This window comes from Legionella cherrii (assembly GCF_900635815.1).
GTDB classification, from domain to species: domain Bacteria; phylum Pseudomonadota; class Gammaproteobacteria; order Legionellales; family Legionellaceae; genus Legionella; species Legionella cherrii.
In genome coordinates, this window is sequence record NZ_LR134173.1 from 1,500,382 (window position 1) to 1,521,927 (window position 21,546).

Genomic DNA, 21,546 nt, shown 5'->3' on the forward strand with positions numbered 1-21,546 from the left:
GCCCAGGCCATAGTTTTGTTAGGCAGACTTTTCTTTCAAAGTTCCACGTTTGATCTGATCTCTTTCAATCGCCTCAAATAAGGCTTGAAAGTTACCTTCACCAAATCCTTGATTTCCTTTGCGTTGAATGATTTCAAAAAACACCGGCCCAAAGATATTTTCAGTAAAGATTTGCAGCAATAAACCATGTTTGGGATCGCTTTCACCATCAATCAAAATTTTCTCTTTTTGAAGTTGACTCACTGATTCTTGATGCCAAGGAAGACGATCATGCACCATTTCATAGTAGGTATCTGGAACATCAAGGAATTTAACCCCTTGCTCCCTTAATGTATGCACCGTCTGGTAAATGTTGTCCGTAGTTAATGCGATATGTTGGATGCCTTCACCTTTGTAATCATGTAGAAATTCTTCAATTTGCGATAAATCATCTTTAGATTCATTCAAAGGAATTTTTATTTTTCCACAAGGACTACCTAGAGCACGACTTAATAATCCGGTCATTTTCCCTTTAATGTTAAAATAACGAATTTCCTGGAAGTTAAAAATGGATTCATAGAACTCAGCCCATTTATCCATATTGCCACGAAACACATTATGGGTTAAATGATCAATCAGTACTAAGCCATTACCCGTTACTTTTTTATTGGCTTGTTTTTCCCAATGCGTTGAGAAGGGTTGATGTTGATCATCAACAAAATAAATGACACTACCCCCTATAGCTTGGATACCTAATAAACCATGATGCGCGTGAGCGCAATCTTCAAATGCTTTGGCTCCATGTTGGAGTGCATATTCGAATGCTGCCTTGGCATTCTTTACTTTAAATCCCATGGCGCAAGCACCCGCTCCATGAGTTTTGGCATGTTCTTCTGCTTGGCAATTTGTTGCTGCATTGACAATAAATTGAATCTCGCCTTGTTGAAATAAGGTGATGTCCTGGTTTTTATGATGCGCGGTAGCCTGGAAACCCATATCCATGAACTGTTGATGCAGGTGTTTTTTATCGGGACCTGAAAACTCTAAGAAAGCAAAACCATCTAATCCACATGGGTTGTTATTTGTTTGCATTGTTGATTACTCCTTTAAAATGATTCGGTACTTAAAAACTCCTTTCTCTATAGGAGATGGGTAAAGTAAGATTACCTTGCCTGGCTCGTGGCCACTGTCATTTACTTCAGGAATTGACCTTTTTCCTTGCCCGTCATCCCGAGTGCAAGCAGCGATCTCTCCAGGGTGAACACTGTTCTAAAATGGGGAGAGCCATCACTATGCTCGGAATCACGAAGACAAAGGAGAAGGTGCCCGTTAGGGCCGATGAGGGTATTGATTGGGTTAATGAGTCCTCATCTCTATCCCTCTTCCACGATAGGGAGAGGGATTCCTAGCTACTTGTTGTCTTAAGATGGTTGTACTAAAAATAATCCATCTGCTATAGGTAACAAACTAACAAACACGCGTTGATCGTTTTTAATCAGATCATTCAGTTTTCTAATTTCTCTGGTTTGTCCGCCTAGTTCATTTTCATCAATTACTTTACCATCCCAGAAAATATTATCTATAGCAATTAACCCTTTTGGTTGAATCAGTTTTAAGGCCAATTCATAGTAATGCACATAATTGGTTTTATCGGCATCAATAAAAATGAAATCAAACTTTTGTTCCCAGCCTTCATTGAGGAGGTTGTGTAACGTATCTAATGCACGGCCAAGTCTTAATTCAATTTTATGGTCTTGCTGTGCTTCTTTCCAGAACGGATGGGCCTTGCTTGTCCACTCGGAATTGATATCACAGGTAATGAGCTTGCCATCATCAGGCAAAACCAAGGACATGGCTAAGGCACTATAGCCCGTAAATGTTCCCAACTCCAAAACATTTTTGGCGCGGATCAAGCGTAGGAGCAATTGCATAAATTGTGCTTGTTCCGGCGCAACTTGCATGTTCGCCAGCTCCATAGTGGAGGTCACCTTGCGTAGACCAGTTAGGGATGGATGTTCGCGCAAAGATTTGTCCAGCATGTATTCATAAAGTTCGGGAGTCAGGTTTAAATGTTTCATAGATTCCTAAGTTCTATTATTTGGGCCAAAATGGCAATGGCTTTTAAGTGTCCAATGCTCATCTACTACTCCGTCGAGTGCCGGAATCTCCTGTCATAACACTGTGCTACAGCATGGAGATTCCCGTCGCACTCGGGATGGCGAGAGCCCTAAGATAACTTCTCTTTTGCCAAATTATCTGCGATTTCACTAGTAGGTAAATTTTCTTGAGCAGATCGTACAAAAATTTCAGTTAGATGGGTATAAATCGCATCGATTTGTTCGTTAATTTTTTCTTCTGGAGTATGGAGATATTTAGATGCTGCAAAAATTAATCCTCCAGCATTAATGACGTAGTCCACAGCGAATAAAATGCCTTTATCATGTAATTTATTACCATGATAGGTATGCGCCAACTGGTTATTTGCCGCCCCGGCAACAATCGTTGTTTGCAATTGAGAAATGGTAATGTCATTGATAATTGCACCCAAAGCACAAGGAGCAAAAACGTCACAGGGAACTTTATGAATTTGATCCGAACTTACTGATTTAGCGCCGAATTGGGTAACAGCGCGATCTACTGCTGCTGGAGAAACATCTGCAACCGTCAATGTCGCCCCTAATTCATGTAAATGTTTGGCGAGCAAAAATCCAACATGACCTAAACCCTGGATGGCCACATGAATTCCTTGCAGGCTTTCTTTCCCCAGTTTAAATGCAACAGCTGCTTGAATGCCTCGTAGAATCCCTTTTGCAGTAGAAGGGGAAGGGTCTCCATCATATTTGGATAAACTGGCTACGTAGGGTGTGTGTTCTGCGATGATGTCCATATCAGGTAATTCAGTTCCGCTATCAAGAGCAGTAATGTAGCGACCATTTAATTCATTAACGAATCGACCAAATTGATGCATATATTGGGCACGATCAAATGGACCTTTGGGTTTAATAATAACTGATTTACCGCCTCCCAAGGGTAAGTTGACTGATGCTGCTTTAAAGCTCATTCCCCGGGCAAGACGCATGGCATCTTGAATTGCTGCATAAGTATTGGGGTATTCAATAAAACGACAACCACCTAAAGCGGGACCTAATTTGGTATTGTGGATGGCGATTATTGCTTTCATTCCAGTCTTAGGATCTACTTTAAAGTGCAAGTCACCAAAATCATGAGAGAGGGCGTAATCGAGGAAATCATCTTCGGTTGCTATTTGGTTAGTATTTGATATATTGTCCACAGAAATCATTGTATATGCTCCTCTTGCAAATATTTTTGCAGAAGTTATATTCCTATTTTTTGATTAAATCAATGGTATATCCCAAGAAACTCTAAAATGCTATTTTTATCTTATTGCTTTTCTCGCTCCGTTAGTTTATGACAATTCGCAATAGAAGGTGGCTATTCCCCCTCATTAAAACTTCCAAGACAAAAAATAAATTGCCAATCATAGTATTTTAAAGTTTCTTAGGCACAGCTAATAATTTGGTATCTTAAGGCATGCTGGTATACACTAATTTGATTATTCATCAGATCGGAGAGGGTTATGCGCCAAATCGTTACCAGAATCCTGGTTTTATTGGTTATCACACCGTTTGCTTTTGCTGAAGATGTTTTACCACCCCCTCCTCCACCACAACCTCAATTGGTTCTTGATAAAATTGATTTTCAACTCTCCGCAAAACAGTGGGTTACAACGCAAACAGCTTTATTGGGTGTGAGTATTAATGTGACATTGACCAGTGCTGATTTAGTGAAGGCGCGTGCTGATATCATGGAACGCTTAAATAAAATCGCCAAAGGGGATTGGCATTTAATTGAATTTGACCGTTCTCAAGATAGCTCAGGACTTGAAAAGCTCTATGTGCAAGCACAAGCGCGAGTCAATCAGGAAGCATTAACGGAGATTTATAAAAATGCCAAGGATGTCAGTTTACCGGGTGCCAAATATGAAATATCCAGTGTAGATTTTAAACCGAGTTTTGATGAAACCCAGACTGTTTTAAGTCAAATTCGACAACGGTTGTATCAGCAGGTGAATGATGAATTGGCTCGTATTAATAAGGCATACCCAAACCAAAATTACAGTGTGAGCAATTTGGTTTTTGTTGAGGGAAGTAATCCGTCGCAGCCAAGACCTTTGCAAGCGAAAGCAATGAATACCATGATGGTCGGCGAAGCATCTGCTCCGGCTCCTGCTTTAACGGTAAGTAATGAATTAATTCTAACCGCGCTCGTTGAGGTTGCTTCGAATCGTAAACCAAATACAAAGTAATTGACTCGCTAAAACTCCCTCTTCAACCAGGGGGAGAGGGGTAGGGGTGAGGGAATTACGACATTATCCTCATCTGCCCCGGGCGGCACTTTTTCCCTATGAGGGGAAAGGACATTACATTTTACAAAAAGGGGAATGAATTTTGTTGGTTGTTGAAAAAATTATTGGGCACCGAGGCGCAGCCGCTTATGCCCCTGAAAATACATTAGCTTCATTCGACAAGGCGCTGACTTTAGGCTGTCATTTCATTGAATTTGATGTCATGTGCAGTGTTGATGGGGAACCTTTTGTAATTCATGATGATAATTTAAAAAGAACAACAAATGGACGTGGTGATGTAGGCTTGGTGGAGTCAGCCTATTTGCACTCTTTGGATGCGGGCTCTTGGTTTTCCCGCCAATTTAAAGGCGAGCATATTCCCCATTTTAAAGAAGTATTGAAGTGGTTGTCTTTTTCAGGTGTACAGGCAAATATAGAAATCAAACCTTATCCTGGTACCGAGGAGCAAACTGCAGTCGCGGTGATGAGCCACATTCAACGTTATTGGCCGCAGGGAAAAGAGTTACCTTTAGTTTCCAGTTTTTCTTGGGATGCTTTGGTTTTATGTCGAAGTATTGCTCCAGAAATGCCATTAGGTTTACTTCTGCATGCTTGGGATGAGCAATGGTCGCAAAAAGCAAAGCAATTAGACTGTTTCTCCATTCATTTTAACCGTAGGGTTTTAACTGAGGAACGTGTTAAGGCAATTAAAGCAGCAGGCTATGTTCTTTGTGCTTATACGGTGAATCGCAAACGCTTGGCTAATAAGTTATTTAGCTGGGGTGTTGATGCGGTTTTTAGTGATTATCCTGACTTATTAGCATGAAAAAAATTATTCTTTTTTTATTCGTCATTTTTTTTGCTCTATCTGCCCAGGCAAAACCGATTGAACTGGTGTTTTGGCATGCAATGGCAGGGCATTTGGGAGATGAGGTCAGATTACTCGCTGATGATTTTAATCAAAGTCAAAAAGAATACTTGATTAAGCCCGTTTATAAGGGCAATTATGTTGAGACATTAACGAGTTTTGCTGCTGCATTCAGAGCACATCATCCACCGGCGATCGTACAAGTTTTTGAAGTGGGAACGGCTATTATGGAATCCCCAAAAGGAACCATCAAGCCTGTAGATGAACTGATGCAGGAACAAGGGATAAGCTTGCCTAAAGAGGACTTTATCCAATCTGTTCGTGAGTTTTACAGTAAAGAGGGACAACTCATGGCGTTGCCTTTTAATCTCTCTGTTGCAACGCTTTATTACAATCTAGATATTCTTGCTAAAGTAGGTTACTCCCCAGCTAACTTTCCACGCACATGGGCTGAGATGGAAGTATTGGCTGAGAAATTAAAAAAAGCAGGCTATGATTGTACTTATACAACGGCTTACCCAGGCTGGGTACTTTTTGAATCTTTTTTAGCGATTCATGGGTTGCCGCTGACTCAAGATAATCCTGCGCGCGCTGTTTTTAATACGCCACAATTAGAGAGCCATTTCGCACGTTTGAAGCGTTGGCATTTATTGCATTATTTTCGCTATGCAGGAAGGGTTGATGATGCCACGATTTTATTTACAAGTGGCGTTTGTCCTTTGTTTAGCCAATCTTCTGGGGCTTATAATAGTTTGTCTGCCTTAGTTCCCTTCCGCTTAGGAATTGCCAGCATGCCTTTGGATACCGAGGTAAGTAAGGTGCGGCATGCCAATGTTGCTGGTGGTGCGGCATTATGGGCTGTAGCGGGACAAACAAAAGAGCATTATAAAGGAATCGCCCAATTCTTTGCGTTTATCACCAAACCAGAAATACAAAAGCGTTGGCATGAGCATACAGGCTATTTTCCTATAGGTTTAAACGGTATTTATGCTGATATTTTGCACAGCAGCCACCATCCCACTTTATTGATGGCGCGTACTGATTTAGCAGGGGCATCGCAAGACAAACCCTTACCCCGTTTTGGTCCACAGAATCAGATTCGTGGGATTAACGATGAAATTTTGGAGGCGATGTTTGCAGGATTTTTAAGCCCCAATGAAGCATTGCGCGAATCTGCGCTACGTACCGATCATGTGTTGTCGCGTTTTGTGAGGAATACTACAGGATCATGATGATAAGGACATCAAAAATAATTTGTGTTGTCGCAATTGCTTTTTACTGTTTTCTTGTTGTTTTGGGTAATGTTACCGATTATAAAAACAATTATGTTCTGGTAGAGCGTACGTTAATGATGAACGACCTCTTTGCAGACTCTCAAATTGGTTATCGAGCTATTTCTAATCCCACAGTACATCGTGCAGCATACCTTATTATCATGGGCTTAGAAACGTTAACCATGGTGCTTTGTGCAGTAGGTGCTTGGAAGTTATTTAAAGTAAGGCACGCAAGTGCTCTCATTTTTAATAATACTAAACGTTGGGCGATAGGCGGTCTAACTTCGGGTTTTTTAACTTGGCAAGTCACTTTTATGTCGATTGCCGGTGAGTGGTTTGGTGTATGGATGTCTTCCTCGTTAAGAGGATCTTTAACCATAGCGTTTCAAATATTTATTACTTTTTTGGCTCTTCTAATCTTTTTAATTATTAAGGATGAGTAAAGTGAGCGTTAAAATGAGGGATAACGGGTATGATTAAGAATGGTGTTTGAATCGGAAATTATATTTGATTTCAAATGAATATAAAAAAACCCTCCGCAGAGGGAGGGTTAAATAGGAGACAAGTTAAGATAATTCAAACTGCCTGCTGACTTCTTCCATTTTTTGGATCATTCGCACTTCCTCTTCTTTCAGTTTGTCTAGCTCTAAACTTCCATCTCTGATCGTTACTTGAAGTTCACTTATATCTTTTTCTAGTGCCTCTATTTCAACTTCAAGTGCCTTGATAGTTTGTACTACTTCTTTTGTTTCCGATGCGAGTGTCGCTCTTTTAAGAGTTGCTTTTACCCAGGTTAAGTAAAGAGAAGGATTTCGTGCATACTCCGATGGAAGTGGAATTGCTCCATCCTTATCTTTTCTTCCTGGTACTATATACAATTCTTTATCAAGATCATCGATTTCTTTAAGAAGAGATTTCTTGCTCGACTCATGTTTTTCAGAAGTTCTAGCCAGTTTATCCTTTTGGACGTCGAGAGTTTTCTCTTGATCCATTAATAAATTCTTGGCTATGTCCAGTTTCTCAATAAGTCCCTCAATCCTATCATGCAAAGGTACACATCGTTGAAATAATGTAAACGCATCGAAACCTTTTAACTCAACCTTCAGAAGATGGAGAACCTTTGCTTCTTTTTGAGCTTGTTTTTCTCTATTCAGCATCACTTCCCTTGTTTTTGTAGCTGAATTTTTAGGATCAATAATATCATCTACAGTAAGAATGAGACCTTTGTCCTGATATCGTTTATCGATATACTGTTGCGCCCGCGCCTCAACGTCTTTATTTCGTACGCAACGTCCTGTAGCTTGAGGTCCTGACAGTATTCCATTAATCGCATTGATATTTGATTCGATTACTGGCGAATTAGAATTAATCACTTGTACGTTCAAGATATCGCGAATACTTACTCCTGTGGCAATGACCTCGTCGGCTACAATATGTGTTCTCAATCCTACTTCAATTTGCGCAAGCTGTGCATCAATGACATCCTGTTTTGTTTTCATATCAATTGCACTGGCGTAATTCTCCGTTGCTTTTAATGCCGCTAAATCAACAGGAGCAGCCTTGGTAACCACATCAGATATAGGTTGTGATGTTTTGATTTTAGCGACCATTGCTTCTGCTCTATCCAAAATCAATTTAACCATGGCTTCTTTTTGCTCAGCAGGCAATTTAGAAATAGGCGCTCCCAATTTTGTCAAAGCTTCATTTAATTTTACCCTATTTGTTCCTTCACATACTTTGAGCTTGTTTAAAAACGGAGGAGGTATTTCTCCATCTTTTGTTTTGTATTTCTTGATATGCTCATCACATTCCTTTACATATTCCTCGAGTTTATGAGTTCTGTCTTTCTCAGCAATATCGGTGAACTTTTCATTAAAGATCAATGCAAGAGCAAAACTATTGATTGTTCTTTGAATGTCTTTCTGTTGTTCTGTGCGGATATCATTTTTTAAATTCACTTCACGTAAAGGAACCTGACCACGCACCGCTACTTCATCCACAGCCCCAAATCTTTTGGCCAATTCTACCCTGGCTCGCGATTCAGATTCTTTTCTGAGTTCTGCTACTTTTGCTTGATATTTTTCAAGAGTAGCTTCATCCCCATTTGCTAATTTCTGATAGGTCTCAGCCAATTTTTCACGTGTTGCTTTGTCATCAGAAAAGCCCATGTTGCGTTGAGCACGGATACGGTTCAATTCTAAAGCGTGATCAATGGCTTGTTGTTGTGCAACAGAGTCTTCAATCCCACTATTTGCTTTTTTAATCTGTTCTTTTAATTCGACTGGATCAACATAACCATTCATTCCCTCTTGGAGATAATAATCATCAAAGTAATGAATTACTGCTTGATCAACCAAATCTTTTTCTTCCAAATAAGCCACTTCAGGTTTAATTGGACGAATGGTCCCTAACTGAATTGCAGCACCAAGACTTAAATCATCCAAAGGCGTACCAGAAAAGAGGTTGTACAACTCGGAAGTCGGAGTAGCTGTTAATGCCAAAATGGAGTTACGCCCTTTTAAGCCTTCTAAAATTTTTGTGTCTTCCTCAGTAAAGGTATGACGATGGCTTTCATCAATTAACACCATTGAATCTTTGATTTCGCTGGCAATGATCTTGAATAGGGGATGTTCAGCTTGTAAAACAATCTGATCAAAATGTTCGGTACCAGCAATCACTTTAGCAAAATATTCCTTAATTTTTAGCTTATCCTCTTCTTCCATATCACTTAAATCGTCCTTCAAATCATCCCAAAACACATCTACTTTTGATTTAATTGTTTCTAAGGTAAAAACAGTAGGAACATGCGAAACGCCATTGATTTTTCCTGCACCTAACATTTTTTGGGTTTCACCAGATTGCTGATCCACTAATGTCTTATCGGGAACAATCATCACGGTACGTCCAACAGCTTGAGCAATACCTGCCATTACAATACTCTTGCCTGATCCGGTGCCCATCACTGCAAGACGTTGTTCATTTCCTGCACTTAGGCTGTCAGTAAATTTGGCTAATATTTCATTTTGATATGCATGTGGAACAAAAGATTTTGTATCTACAGCTAACCCTTTCTTAGTCACCGCACGAAGATCACCTTCTTTATCGTAGGTTAATTTAACAGTGGCTGAATGATCGTGATCGAAAAATAATTTGCCTCGGCTCACTTCGGCATTTAATTTGCTGGTTATATTAACAGTGTATTCTTGTTGATCATCTTTTATGCCATTATAAGTAAAATCGACTGTATAAACCGCGCCGCCGATGGTAATGGCTGCTTCAAGATGCAATCCGTCTGCTTTTTGAATCCATTGACTTCTTTCTTCTCCGGGGCTACCTGCTTTCGCTAAAATCGCTTTCACTACATTTCCAATCTTAGGATCCTTTTTTGAGTTTTCTACAGCAATTATCTCTTTTGCTGAACCTACGGTAACCACTGCTCCATTGGTTACAACTTCTTTTAATAAATGAACTGCTGCAACGGTATCTGTGTAATCCTTAAGATCTGCAATCTGTTTTTTAACAATTTCGCTATTCGCGCCCATAAGAATCTCCCCATAGAATAATTTTTAAAAAATAAAAATATAATCTCGATCCTTATAAATTATATTTGGGTATTTAGGTGACAAGTCGCCTAAGGTTTTCGATTATACAAAATGAATATTAAGTGACCATTAAGTGATTTAATAATTTAATTTGTAGGTTAAGGCTCACCATGTACTTAATATTTGCGATTATACAAAAAGAATATTAAGTGACCATTAAGTGATTTCGTTGATGCTAAATTGATCATCACGGGGGTGTATGGTATATAGTAGATAGACCTTCTGTATTTTAAAATCCAATTATTTGATAGTATCTTGACCTTGGTGAATCTTTTTTGATGATAAACTCAAAGATAACAGATAAAAATTTTTACAGCAGATAGATGACACAGGAAAGTGAGGCGGCAAATGGCATTTATGAAGTTCAATCAAACAACTGAGACAAGAAGTAAGATCATGGCACGTATCGATAAATTAGGTTTGAAGTCTGATCCACGGATGATCCAAACTCTTGAGGAAAATTTTCCCTATCTCAATCGATTGACCTCCTTATTCAATGTGTTAAAAAAATGCAACATTACTCTGGATGATAGTCTCCATCAAATCATTGCAAATAATGTTTCTAATGCCAGCTATGTGGTAAATCTTTTAGAATTTATGTGCGAAGAAGGAATTGATACGGCGATTATTCCAATAGAACTTTTGTTTCAGGTTGCTGAATCAGAAACAACACTAAAGCATGGAATGCGCCAGCTTATCAAACATAAATCGCTTGATGCGGCCACTTTAAAACTTATATTTTCTTATCCGGAGCAGTCTTATTTACTTGCCGATTTAATTATTAATTTTCAAGCTCATGCCTATCCTACTGAAAAAATAGTGGAAAAGTTGGGACAATTTTCGGTACAAAGTATGAATGCAGTAATCGAGTTACTTACTTTGCTTTTAAATAACAACCTCTATTATTTTGACTGCCTCGACATTTTTTTAGGACAGCAAGAGTATCTAGGTAAAATATTCGAGGGAGCAAAAAAACTTGCTGTAGCAAATAAACTTTCATCAAGTTATTTTGATGCCGTTGGAAAAAATCCCCAAAATGCCAATATTCTTGCAAATCTTATTTTGCTTCTACAGAACCTTTCAATTATCGATTATAAAAAAACCGAAGATCTTTTAATTGCAAGCCAATTGGGGGCTGGTGCATTGCACTTGTTGACGCATTTGCAGCAATCAGGAATGTTAGATGCTGAGAACTATAAAAAAGTGAGTCAGCATCATTCCATACTGAATTCCCAAAAAGTCAATGATGCTTTATGTGGTCTTCCCTTATTCGCCGCCTTCGACAAGGAAGAATTAGAACATATGCTTATTTTGATCACTAAAGAACCCCGCTCGGCTAACGATCAAAATGAATTAATTGAAATGATTCAAAAGCATGATTTAACCAGCAAACTTCATTGGTAAAAAAAATGGAAAATTGCTTTAAGACAGTCATTTGTGTTATATTTGTGCTCTTAGAGACCAATTAAGGGACAATTATGGGTGGAACAGACAGCAGCACCAATAGAATGATTACAAGCTTAAAGCCTAATGGAATCAAGAAAATATCTGAGACACCCCTAGTGCCGGTGGTACCTGTCGCACCTGTAGTATCTGACGGAGCTACTGATCCCTTTATTAGCCGCTTGCAGAAATTAAATTTAGGAAATGATACTCGAATGGTGTCTCTGATTCGGGCACATTCTAATTTTGGTAATCGTTTGATTTCTTTATTTAAGGCACTCAAGGAATTTAAAATCGATTTGACGGATGGTCTTGAGAGCACGATTAGGGAAAATATTTCTCAAGTTGGCGGGGTTGTCAGTTTATTAGAGTTAATCAAAAAAGATGTTCCTATTAACCTTGACTCTCTGCCAATAACGCTCTTATTTAATGCCGCGAAATTTGAAGCATCCGTAACACAAAGCATACGAGATTTGGCTTTACTGGGGATGCTTGACTCAAATATTTTTAATTTATTGCTTGCCTATCCGGAGCAAGCGCTTAATATCTCCCAATTGCTGATTAAGTTTCAAGAACGTGCTTATTCACCCACAATTTTAGTGGATAAACTTAAGGATGTCTTAATTGCTCGAGAGTGTATGGATACAGTGATCGGTTTGCTTGATTTAATATTAGAAAATAATCTCTTTTACCCTGGTGTGGTTGATATTCTTCAAAGACAAGAAAAACATATTGATAAAATTTACGAAGGGGCTCAAAAGCTTGCCGCAGAAAACGCTCTATTCGCTGACTATTTTACGCTCATTGAAGACAATCCTCAAAATGCCAATATCTTTGCTAAAAATATTTTGTTACTCAAGAGCGAATCTCTGATAGATTGTCACAATCCTGAGTGCTTATTTGCCATAAGTCATTTAGGGGCTGGGGCATTTCACTTTATGAAACTGTTACAACACGCCTCTATGTTAGATGAACATAATTTTAAAATAATCTGTCGACAAGAAAATAATATATTAAATCGCAATGAGGTCATTGATGCACTAAGCAATCTTCCTTTGATTGTTGAGTTCGAAAAAGAAGAATTAGAAAAGATGTTGAATTTATTGAATTACCCAACAGTGTCTGCTCAGGATATTCAAGAATTCAATGGAATAATACAAGACCATTTTATTCCTCAGTTTTCCTGTCAATTCTCCAGCGCATCTATTTAATCAATAAACACATGCAATAACCGCTTGCGTTCATCGATCGCTGCTCTTCAGTTGAGCTAATGATTAAGGATGAATAGCCATGGTATTGAGTTGTTGTTGAATTGCCTGTTGCTGAGCGGCTTCATTTTGCTGTTGGCTAGCGGCACTGGAATCATTCATGGCATTGATGGCATCTTCTTGCTGGACAATCGCAGGACTGTCTATTGAAGTATTTGCATCTAAAGGTACATCGGGATAAGCCGCTTGCGGGGGATTATATCCAGGAGCGAAAGTGTAATTGGCTGGTGGATTTGATGTACCCACTACATAAGCAGTCGGAGCGCATCCTGCTAAAATAAGTATTGTTCCAAGAAGACTTATAGAACCGGTGGTCTTTATCATAAAAAAACGCCCTTAAGAATACAAAAATAAAGTGTATTGCCTTTCCGTCTGTATTGTATAATTATAGGACATATTGAGTATAAAATTATCTTTTGTGGGCGATGTAGACGATATTTGTAACCTTGGGTAGTGCAGAGAACGCAGGCTCTTTGTTAGCATCTCCAGTGCAATGAGCGATCTCCTATCATCAGAACCCTGCTACTACCTGGAGATCGCTCATTGCCCTCGGGATGATTCAGGTCATGAATAAATTATAATGGCTCCAGGAAATTACCTAAATTAGGTTTTTGGCCCATGCGGTATTGGTACACTACATAAAAAGCCATGATGTTTTTTAGGTAGTTGCGTGTTTCTTGCCAAGGTAGAGTCTCTATCCATACATCAATTTCCTTGGGCGGATGCGTCCTTAACCAATAAACGACTTGTTTAGGGCCTGCATTGTAAGCCGCAGCAATCAGTATGGGATGATTTCCAAATCGCTTCGCAAGTTGTTTTAAATAAGCAACACCAATGTTAATGTTCTTTTGGGAAAGAAATAATTGCTTTTGATCATTATATGGAATCTTATCTGCCCTTGAGACAACTCGAGCAGTATAGGGCATAACTTGCATTAATCCTCGAGCCCCTACAGAAGAGGTTGCATCATCTCTAAACCCACTTTCCTGACGAATAATGGCATAAATAAACTCTGGGGCAACAGCATATTTTTTAGAATAGAGTGAAATACTGTCTTTATAAGCCAATGGAAATCTTAACGAAAGTTGATTATTTAAGGTTTCGTTGTTACTTAAATAAACGGATTTACCATGCCATTGCAGTTTCTGATCAATCCAATAAACTAATGCACTTGCTTCGTCTTTAGGTAACTCACTAATAAAATCATTGAGTAAGCGCGATGCTTGCAGCGTTTGTTTGCTCATGTAAAGGGTTTGAATTTGATCAATGAAGGTTTGATAGGGCTTCAATACGTCCAGATTTGTTGTTGGCGTTTCATTGGTAAAACTGGGTGTTTTATTGAGACGAAGACTGGCAAGAAATCCATAATATTGCCTGTTTTTGGCTAAAGGTTCGTAAATGGCTTTAGCCTCTGCTTTCTTTCCCTGTTCTTCTAAAGATCGTGCTAACCAATATTGCCAACAAGGTTCATCTTTATTCTTCGAATCATTAATTAATGTGGTCACTTGCCTCCAGTCTTTTCTTTTCAATGCAAAACGTATTTCCCAATCCAGTAACACATCGTTGTAATATTGAGGTTTGACTTTAGCAAACCATTGCAGCGCATCTTCATGATTGCGCATGGCTCTATAAAGTGCTACATGGGCTAAAAATGCTTGCTTTTGTGCTTGGTTAAGCATTTTTTGAGTTTTGCTTTGCTGCCATAACAGCAGCGCTTTATTCATATTAATAGAAACCATACGCTTCAAGCCGTAAAGGTAAAAGTCACTATTTAAACCACCAGGGTTTAGCTTGCTGATGTTTGCTGGGTTTTGATAAACGAGGTTTAAAGTATTTAACTCAGATGTATGCGGTGTTCTGTATTGCTTTAATAAATATCGAGCCAGTTGAATATTGCGTCGCTCCAAAGCCAGAACGATTCGTTGAGTAATTAAGTTTTGATCAAAGTTATTATCTTTTAAAAGCAAGTCAAATAAACTGTTGCATGAAGGGGGCCTTGAATCACCGCTTAGCCATAGTGGAATAGATGCTTTTAATGCTTCTTCCTGCTTGCCTGTATTGTAGTTTGCGATTTGCTCATAACAAACAAGATTCAAATCATTAGACGGTTGATAGTATTGACTAAAGGTTATCCAATTCTTATTTTTTGCCAGTTCATACAACCACTTTTCCCGTAGTTTTGTGGATAAAGGAGCGGTTCCTTTAATAAAATCCAGGAAAGAAGCACTGGGTGTCGTTGTAGGAAGGTTTTGGCTAAACGACAAATAAGTATTAAAGCGCTCCATGTAAGCCTCTCCCGAGAGGGCAATACAGGCCTGAGAACTAATGAATCCACATAAAAATAAAATAATTTTTTTCATAACTTTTCTTAGATTAAAATTTAAACAGTCCCTAATTGTTTTCGCATGGAGTCAATTGTTTCTTTATAATTCTTGCTGTTGAAAACAGCAGCACCGGCCACAAATTGATTCGCTCCTGCACGTGCCAAAGTAGCAATATTTTCTATGGTTACCCCACCGTCAACACAAAGATCAATTTGGGGGTAGAGCTTGCGGATTTGAGGGATTTTATCAATAATTTCAGTGATGATTTTCTGTCCTCCAAAGCCAGGATTTACCGTCATGACTAATACAAAATCGAGTTTATGAGCGCACCAAGTCAATACTTCAATGGGTGTTGCCGGATTTAATACAAGACCTACTTCACATCCTAAATCTTTGATCAGTTTTAAGCTGCGATCCAAATGGATTGTCGCATCGGGGTGAATACTAATTCGTTTTGCACCTGCTTTTGCAAATGCTTCAATTAGTGCATCAACAGGTTCTACCATGAGATGAACATCAATGGGAAGTTTAGGGAAACGTTTGAGCAAAGCCTCACAGAACGCAGGACCAAACGTTAGATTAGGAACGTAATGATTATCCATAACATCAAAATGTATAAAATCAGCTCCTGCATTCATTACGGATTCTACTTCATTGCCCAGGCAAGTGAGATCAGCAGACAAAATCGAGGGTAAAATATGATAAGTCATAGAGTATTTTTTTAATTTGGAGGAATAGGTATATCATATTCTGTCTTGGAAAAACATTCCACGTGTTATGTAACTAAAGTGTGTGTCTCCCAGGTCTTGCATCTTGAGAATTTGGTTGAAATATGAGACAATATGCTTCTATTTTTGCTCTTGTAATTTGGAAGTTATCTCAATATGATAGCAAAATTACAGAGATCCTAATCATGCTTTTTAGGGAGAATAATATGAATCAAAACTGGCCTACCAGAGACAAAGATTTACAAGCCGCCCGCGTGATTATGGAAGAGTATGCGAGTGATCGCGAAAGTGATACCTTAGGTCTTTTTGAAATTGTCGTGGATCAAGCGGAAAAAAAAAATGAATTTTCGTTTGTCGGGTTGGGTGGTTATTTTGGCCAAACATTTTAATTCAATTTATGGTGTGAGTCAGGGGGATTTTGTAACCCGACAAATTATTACCCGCTGTTTGACGCAAGGACAAACACTTCATTAATTTCACGGTTTACGGAGCGGCGGTATTTGGCACATCGTCCACGACTTGTGCTCACATCCAACCGCTCTTCAAGATTCAAGCATGGCTCTAAACAGTGCCTTCCATCGTTTAGAATTCAAGCAAGTACTTATTATAATTTTGTTTGTATTCATCCGAATTTTGAAATTTGACTAAGGCTTGGTTTATTTCGGTTAATAAATTTGGTTTAGCAGGATTAATGACTATTCCATAACCCGATCCATACATGTAGGGTGGTCCTATCAGTTTAAATGCATCTGATGAGTTAGATGCCCAATAAATGGCGGTTGCATTATCAAGTAGAATAATGTCTACGTCACCCCTGCTTAAGGCCGCAAGCTGATCCTCAATACCCGAATATTCTTTAATATTGGGATTATTTACACCCATCTCCTTAAGCTGTTCTAAAAATACGGTACCGGTTTCTAATCCTATTTTTTTGCTGTTCAAAAGATTTAAACTGAAAGTATCTTTTGAATTAGACTGTTTTTCTAAAAAACGAGAATAACTGAGTAAATAGGGTAGGCTGAAATTTACTATTTTTGCGCGTTCATTAGTAATCGTGATGGAGCTTATCGCAATATCTAATTTATTATTAACTACTGCATCGATTAATTTATCAAAACGCATCACATGAAAGACACACGTCTTATTCATAATTTTGCATAAACTGTTCATCATATCAACATCAAAGCCGTAGGCTTCATTACGGGTTCCTTGCATGACGAAGGGGGGATCAAAACTTTCAATCCCTACATTGAGTGTTTCGCCTTGTGCGAAAAGCGAGGAGGTGAAACAAATAAATGCAATTAAAATTAATCGAGTCATTTTTTAATTATAGAATTATTTATTGATTTTTATAGAGTATAACGAGAGTATTAATTTGGGAAATGAAAAATATAAATTTATGACAATGGAAATCCCTAAATTATTGGAATCAAAAGCATGGTTCCTTGAAAAACACCTGTCGGATTTGCATCATCCCCTGTATGACCAGGTCGTCAAGTTGCTTCTTGTCAGTGATTATGCGTGCCGACAGATTCAATTATTAAAAACCTTAGTCAAGGAAGATGAGTGCTGTTCTTTGTTGTCTCGTGAGGATTATTTTCATAGGGTGCAGGATGTCTCACTTAACTTGGCCCAGGCTGCATATTTTCGTGCATTGCGACAATTTCGCAATACGCATTTTTTGCGGTTACTTCTTCTTGAACTATCCGATATTGCCAGTACGGCACAGATTATGAGTTCCTGGTCTGATTGTGCTGATGCACTTATTTTGCATGCGATCAATTATTGCAAACAAGGATTATCTTTACGTTATGGGATCCCACGCGATGAAAAAGGGAATGAGGTCGAATTATTTGCTCTGGCGATGGGTAAATTAGGAGGCAGGGAGTTAAATTTCTCCTCGGATGTGGATCTTATTTTTGCCTATTCTGTTGTGGGCGAAACTGACGGTGTTGAGCGCATTGATAATCAGCACTATTTTAGTAGGCTAGTGCAACAACTGGTACAGACCTTACAAAATGTAACGCCTGATGGCTTTGTTTTTCGAGTCGATTTACGATTAAGGCCCAATGGAGACAGTGGCCCACTGGTTTCTAGTTTGGCTGCCATGGAAACTTATTATCAAGAGCAGGGGCGCGACTGGGAACGTTATGCAATGGTTAAAGCACGGGTGATTGCTGAATCAGCGGATGAGGTGCCTCCCTGGTTTACACGGTTGATCATACCTTTTGTCTACAGGAGGTATGTGGATTTTAGTGTGATCGAATCGTTACGTAGCATGAAGGCTATGATTGAACGGGAGGTGCAATTAAATCCACGATTGGATGATATAAAGCGTGGCAAAGGCGGGATCAGGGAAGTAGAGTTTGTCATTCAAAATTTTCAATTAATTCGTGGTGGCCGCTTACCGCAATTGCAGGTACAGAATGCTTTGCTTGCACTGACTGTTTTAAAGCGAGAAAAATTGTTATCGCACACGGATGCTTTAAAACAAGCTTATTTGTTTTTACGTAAGCTTGAAAACACACTCCAGAGTCTAAATGACCAGCAAACCCACTCGTTACCCGATGATTTAGTGAAACAAGAGCAAATTATTTTAGCGATGGGATACAAGTCATGGGACGATTTGCTTAATAAATTACATAAATATCAGAGGATCATTAGCTATGCATTTCATTCAGTGCTCGGGAAGGTCAAAGATTATGAAGATGAGAAACGATTATTAGCGAATCAATTAGCCAGTCTTTGGCAAGGACATGTAGAAACCAGTATGGCAATTAATTTGCTCACTAGTTTAGGCTTTACCAATGCCTCTCATTGCTATCAAATGATTCATTCTTTTCGTCATAGCCCTCGTTGCAGACGTCTTACGCAAGGTGCACGGATGCGACTGGATCGGTTCATGGTGATGTTGCTTGCCGAGTTAACCCATGTTGAAAAAACCGATGAAGTTTTATTGCAAGTGATGCATTTACTCGAAAATATAGTAGGCCGTAGCGCCTATCTTGCTTTATTAACTGAGAACCCTCAGGTCTTAACTGAGTTGCTGTTTTGGTTTGCCCAAAGTCCGTTTATTACCTCCTTACTCGTAAACCAACCTTTTTTGTTGGAGGTGTTGTTGGATCAGGGGGAGGAATGGCGACCCCAGTCGTTGCATCAATTACAAGGGCAATTAATTGAAAAACTGACCCATCATCATGATGTGGAAGCACAAGAAGAAATATTGCGTCAATTTAAGCTAACCCATTGGTTAATGGCTGCACGGGCAGAGCTTTATGGTTTATGTAATGCCGTGCGCATTGGACAATTTTTGTCGGATGTGGCTCAAGTCATCGTAAACCAAGTGTTAATCATTGCTAGTGATCAATTGTGTGTGCGATATCCGGAAATGAAGCAGGCAAAATCGCACTTTGCAATTATTGCTTATGGAAAATTGGGGAGCAGGGAAATGAATTATGCCTCTGATTTGGATTTGGTTTTTTTACATTCGGCACCCCTGTCTGAAGAAGCATTGATTACCCGTTTAACGCAAAAAATTTTACATATGTTGACTACTCGTTCCCAGTCAGGGGTCCTCTATACAGTCGATACACGTCTTAGGCCTTCTGGTGCGGCGGGATTATTGGTAAGTCATGTTGATGCCTTTGTCGAGTACCAAAAAAATCAAGCATGGACCTGGGAGCATCAGGCGTTATTGAAAGCACGTATCCTGAACGGAAATACAAAGATTAGAAATACCTTTTTACAGTTGAAAAAATCGGTATTGTTCATGACGCGTGATAAACCGACGCTGCTGCAAGATGTATTGGCGATGAGATCCAAAATGGAGCAACATCAAGATCGCAATCCTATTTCTGGTGGGTTATTGGATTTGGAATTTTTGGTGCAGTTTTTAATACTTCATTTGGGAGCCCCTTCTTTATCACGATATACGCATACGTTAAGTCAAGTCCATCATTTGTTTTTAGCCGGTGTTTTAAGCAAAGAGCACTACAGTTTTTTAAAGAAAGCATACAAAAAACACCATCAGTTATTGCATCAGAATATATTGCGTCCGGGGGTTGTGAATCATGAAAACATGCAAGATGAGATATTGAGTGTGTGCAAAGAACTTTATAATCAGGCGAAATAGTTTTTTATCTGTAGCCCGTATTGGCGTAATACAGGCTAACAGATCCTGAGGAGAAGCTTATCTTTTACTTGAATTCCGCATAGAGATCATAATCATCACTATCGGTAATCAGGACTTCCGCAAACGATCCCACTTTAACGCCGGGAGTTGGTGGCAGAATAACAAGTCCGTCGATTTCTGGGGCATCACTTTGGCTTCGGGCAATAATTTGTTCTGCGTTGACTTCATCGATTAATACGGTTTGCATACTGCCAATTTTATTTTCTAATTTATCGCGGCTAATTTCTGCCTGTAATTGCATAAAGCGATGGTAACGTTCCTCTTTAACTTCTTCCGGTACGGGGTCGCTTAATTCATTCGCTTTAGCCCCTTCAACTGGTGAGTACTTGAAACAGCCTACGCGATCTAACTGAGCTTCCTCGAGAAAATCGAGTAATTCCTCAAATTCTTCTTCAGTTTCTCCGGGAAAACCAACAATAAAGGTTGAACGTAATGTTATGTCGGGGCAAATTTCTCGCCAAGAAGCGATACGCAGCAAGGTATTTTCACTACTTGCAGGACGCTTCATTGCTTTAAGTACCCGCGAATTAGCATGCTGTAATGGGATATCTAAATACGGAAGAATCAGACCATCTCGCATTAAAGGGATGATCTCATCGACATGCGGGTAAGGATAAACATAATGCAGGCGAATCCAAATGCCTAACTCTCCTAATTGTTCGCACAAATCATAAAAACGAGTATCAACGCTTTTTCCTTTCCAGGTTATCGGTTGATAGCGAGTATCCACTCCATAAGCGCTTGTATCTTGGGAAATCACTAAAATTTCATTAACCCCTGCGTCTTTTAATTTTTGCGCTTCGGTTAATACTTGGGCCATGGGGTAGCTTTGCAGTTTTCCACGCATAGTAGGAATAATACAAAACGTACATTTTTGATTGCAGCCTTCAGATATTTTCAAATAGGCATAATGACGTGGCGTTAATTTAATCCCTTGGGGAGGAATCAACTGTGTAAACGGATCGGCGGGTGGAGGTAGATGCTGATGAACGGCATTCACTACTTCTTCATAGGCATGCGCACCACTAATGTGCAGAACATCTGGACAGGCTTCTTTGATAATCTCGGCTTTGGCACCGAGACAACCTGTAACAATAACACGTCCGTTCTCCGCCATTGCTTCTTTAATAGTGTCCAAAGACTCCTTGACGGCGCTATCAATAAACCCGCAAGTATTAATCACTACAACACCTGCATCCTGATAACTGGATACCAATTCATATCCCTGCGCACGCAGTTGGGTAATGATGCGCTCGGAATCTACCAGAGCTTTGGGACAACCCAAGCTAACAAATCCTACTTTATGATTCATAAAACTCTAACTGTAAAAAAAGTGAACGAATTATACCTCTTAATGAGTATTATTGTCGACAAGATTATGGAGGTTTTAAGTATCTGATTGCATTTAGGTAAATGAGTGGTTATTTTCAAAATGCAGGTGGGCCCAACCTACACGCTCTGCTGTTTCGGGAGACCCACATCCGTCCTTAAGGCATTTTCAT

16 protein-coding genes and 1 pseudogene are annotated in these 21,546 nt (G+C 39.2%); 8 read left to right on the top strand and 9 right to left on the bottom strand.

Features of this window, described 5'->3' with window-relative positions:
- Positions 1 to 18: 18 nt before the first annotated feature.
- The 3 genes from hppD to EL022_RS06505 all read right to left on the bottom strand — a co-directional run bounded on the left by hppD (position 19) and on the right by EL022_RS06505 (position 3,280).
- Positions 19 to 1,071 carry a 4-hydroxyphenylpyruvate dioxygenase gene (hppD, locus tag EL022_RS06495; RefSeq protein ID WP_028381173.1) on the bottom strand — a complete coding sequence of 351 codons (1,053 nt, stop codon included), beginning with the start codon at positions 1,069 to 1,071 and terminating at the stop codon, positions 19 to 21.
- 329 nt (positions 1,072 to 1,400) lie between these two features.
- Positions 1,401 to 2,057 carry an O-methyltransferase gene (locus EL022_RS06500; RefSeq protein WP_028381171.1) on the bottom strand — a complete coding sequence of 219 codons (657 nt, stop codon included), beginning with the start codon at positions 2,055 to 2,057 and terminating at the stop codon, positions 1,401 to 1,403.
- A gap of 149 nt (positions 2,058 to 2,206) precedes the next feature.
- Complete coding sequence (locus tag EL022_RS06505) at positions 2,207 to 3,280, bottom strand: Leu/Phe/Val dehydrogenase (RefSeq protein ID WP_028381170.1); 1,074 nt, start codon at positions 3,278 to 3,280, stop codon at positions 2,207 to 2,209.
- A gap of 297 nt (positions 3,281 to 3,577) precedes the next feature.
- Between EL022_RS06505 and EL022_RS06510 the strand changes: the two genes are divergently transcribed.
- The 4 genes from EL022_RS06510 to EL022_RS06525 all read left to right on the top strand — a co-directional run bounded on the left by EL022_RS06510 (position 3,578) and on the right by EL022_RS06525 (position 6,930).
- Complete coding sequence (locus tag EL022_RS06510; protein ID WP_028381169.1) at positions 3,578 to 4,306, top strand: hypothetical protein; 729 nt, start codon at positions 3,578 to 3,580, stop codon at positions 4,304 to 4,306.
- A 145-nt stretch (positions 4,307 to 4,451) separates the two neighbouring features.
- Entirely contained in the window at positions 4,452 to 5,171 is a 720-nt protein-coding gene (gene ugpQ / locus EL022_RS06515; protein WP_028381168.1) for a glycerophosphodiester phosphodiesterase, read from the top strand.
- Complete coding sequence (locus EL022_RS06520; RefSeq protein ID WP_028381167.1) at positions 5,168 to 6,445, top strand: extracellular solute-binding protein; 1,278 nt, start codon at positions 5,168 to 5,170, stop codon at positions 6,443 to 6,445. Before ugpQ ends, EL022_RS06520 begins: the two co-directional genes overlap by 4 nt.
- A complete protein-coding gene (locus EL022_RS06525; protein WP_028381166.1) occupies positions 6,442 to 6,930 on the top strand; it encodes a DUF2165 family protein in 489 nt (162 codons plus the stop codon). The genes EL022_RS06520 and EL022_RS06525 overlap by 4 nt, the downstream gene beginning before the upstream one ends.
- Before the next feature lie 123 nt (positions 6,931 to 7,053).
- On the opposite strand, the gene EL022_RS06530 is transcribed toward EL022_RS06525, so the two are convergent.
- On the bottom strand, positions 7,054 to 10,029 hold the full coding sequence (locus EL022_RS06530) for a DEAD/DEAH box helicase family protein (protein WP_028381165.1): 2,976 nt from the start codon (positions 10,027 to 10,029) through the stop codon (positions 7,054 to 7,056).
- Between the two features lie 408 nt (positions 10,030 to 10,437).
- On the opposite strand from EL022_RS06530, the gene EL022_RS06535 reads away from it, so the two are divergent.
- Complete coding sequence (locus EL022_RS06535; protein ID WP_028381164.1) at positions 10,438 to 11,493, top strand: hypothetical protein; 1,056 nt, start codon at positions 10,438 to 10,440, stop codon at positions 11,491 to 11,493.
- 74 nt (positions 11,494 to 11,567) lie between these two features.
- Complete coding sequence (locus EL022_RS06540; RefSeq protein WP_028381163.1) at positions 11,568 to 12,743, top strand: hypothetical protein; 1,176 nt, start codon at positions 11,568 to 11,570, stop codon at positions 12,741 to 12,743.
- A gap of 63 nt (positions 12,744 to 12,806) precedes the next feature.
- Here EL022_RS06540 and EL022_RS06545 read toward each other — a convergent pair whose 3' ends face one another.
- The 3 genes from EL022_RS06545 to rpe all read right to left on the bottom strand — a co-directional run bounded on the left by EL022_RS06545 (position 12,807) and on the right by rpe (position 15,834).
- Entirely contained in the window at positions 12,807 to 13,124 is a 318-nt protein-coding gene (locus EL022_RS06545; protein ID WP_028381162.1) for a hypothetical protein, read from the bottom strand.
- A 251-nt stretch (positions 13,125 to 13,375) separates the two neighbouring features.
- Entirely contained in the window at positions 13,376 to 15,160 is a 1,785-nt protein-coding gene (locus tag EL022_RS06550) for a transglycosylase SLT domain-containing protein (protein ID WP_028381161.1), read from the bottom strand.
- A 20-nt stretch (positions 15,161 to 15,180) separates the two neighbouring features.
- A complete protein-coding gene (rpe, locus tag EL022_RS06555) occupies positions 15,181 to 15,834 on the bottom strand; it encodes a ribulose-phosphate 3-epimerase (protein ID WP_028381160.1) in 654 nt (217 codons plus the stop codon).
- 224 nt (positions 15,835 to 16,058) lie between these two features.
- Between rpe and EL022_RS06560 the strand changes: the two are divergent.
- Positions 16,059 to 16,326 (top strand): annotated as a pseudogene (locus tag EL022_RS06560) (hypothetical protein).
- Between the two features lie 108 nt (positions 16,327 to 16,434).
- Here the strand turns inward: EL022_RS06560 and EL022_RS06565 are convergent.
- Positions 16,435 to 17,172, bottom strand: coding sequence for a transporter substrate-binding domain-containing protein (locus EL022_RS06565; protein ID WP_028381158.1), 738 nt, complete (start codon positions 17,170 to 17,172; stop codon positions 16,435 to 16,437).
- 79 nt (positions 17,173 to 17,251) lie between these two features.
- On the opposite strand from EL022_RS06565, the gene glnE reads away from it, so the two are divergent.
- Complete coding sequence (gene glnE, locus EL022_RS06570) at positions 17,252 to 19,984, top strand: bifunctional [glutamate--ammonia ligase]-adenylyl-L-tyrosine phosphorylase/[glutamate--ammonia-ligase] adenylyltransferase (protein WP_028381157.1); 2,733 nt, start codon at positions 17,252 to 17,254, stop codon at positions 19,982 to 19,984.
- A gap of 64 nt (positions 19,985 to 20,048) precedes the next feature.
- On the opposite strand, the gene rimO is transcribed toward glnE, so the two are convergent.
- Positions 20,049 to 21,356, bottom strand: coding sequence for a 30S ribosomal protein S12 methylthiotransferase RimO (gene rimO / locus EL022_RS06575; protein ID WP_028381156.1), 1,308 nt, complete (start codon positions 21,354 to 21,356; stop codon positions 20,049 to 20,051).
- Positions 21,357 to 21,546 lie beyond the last annotated feature (190 nt).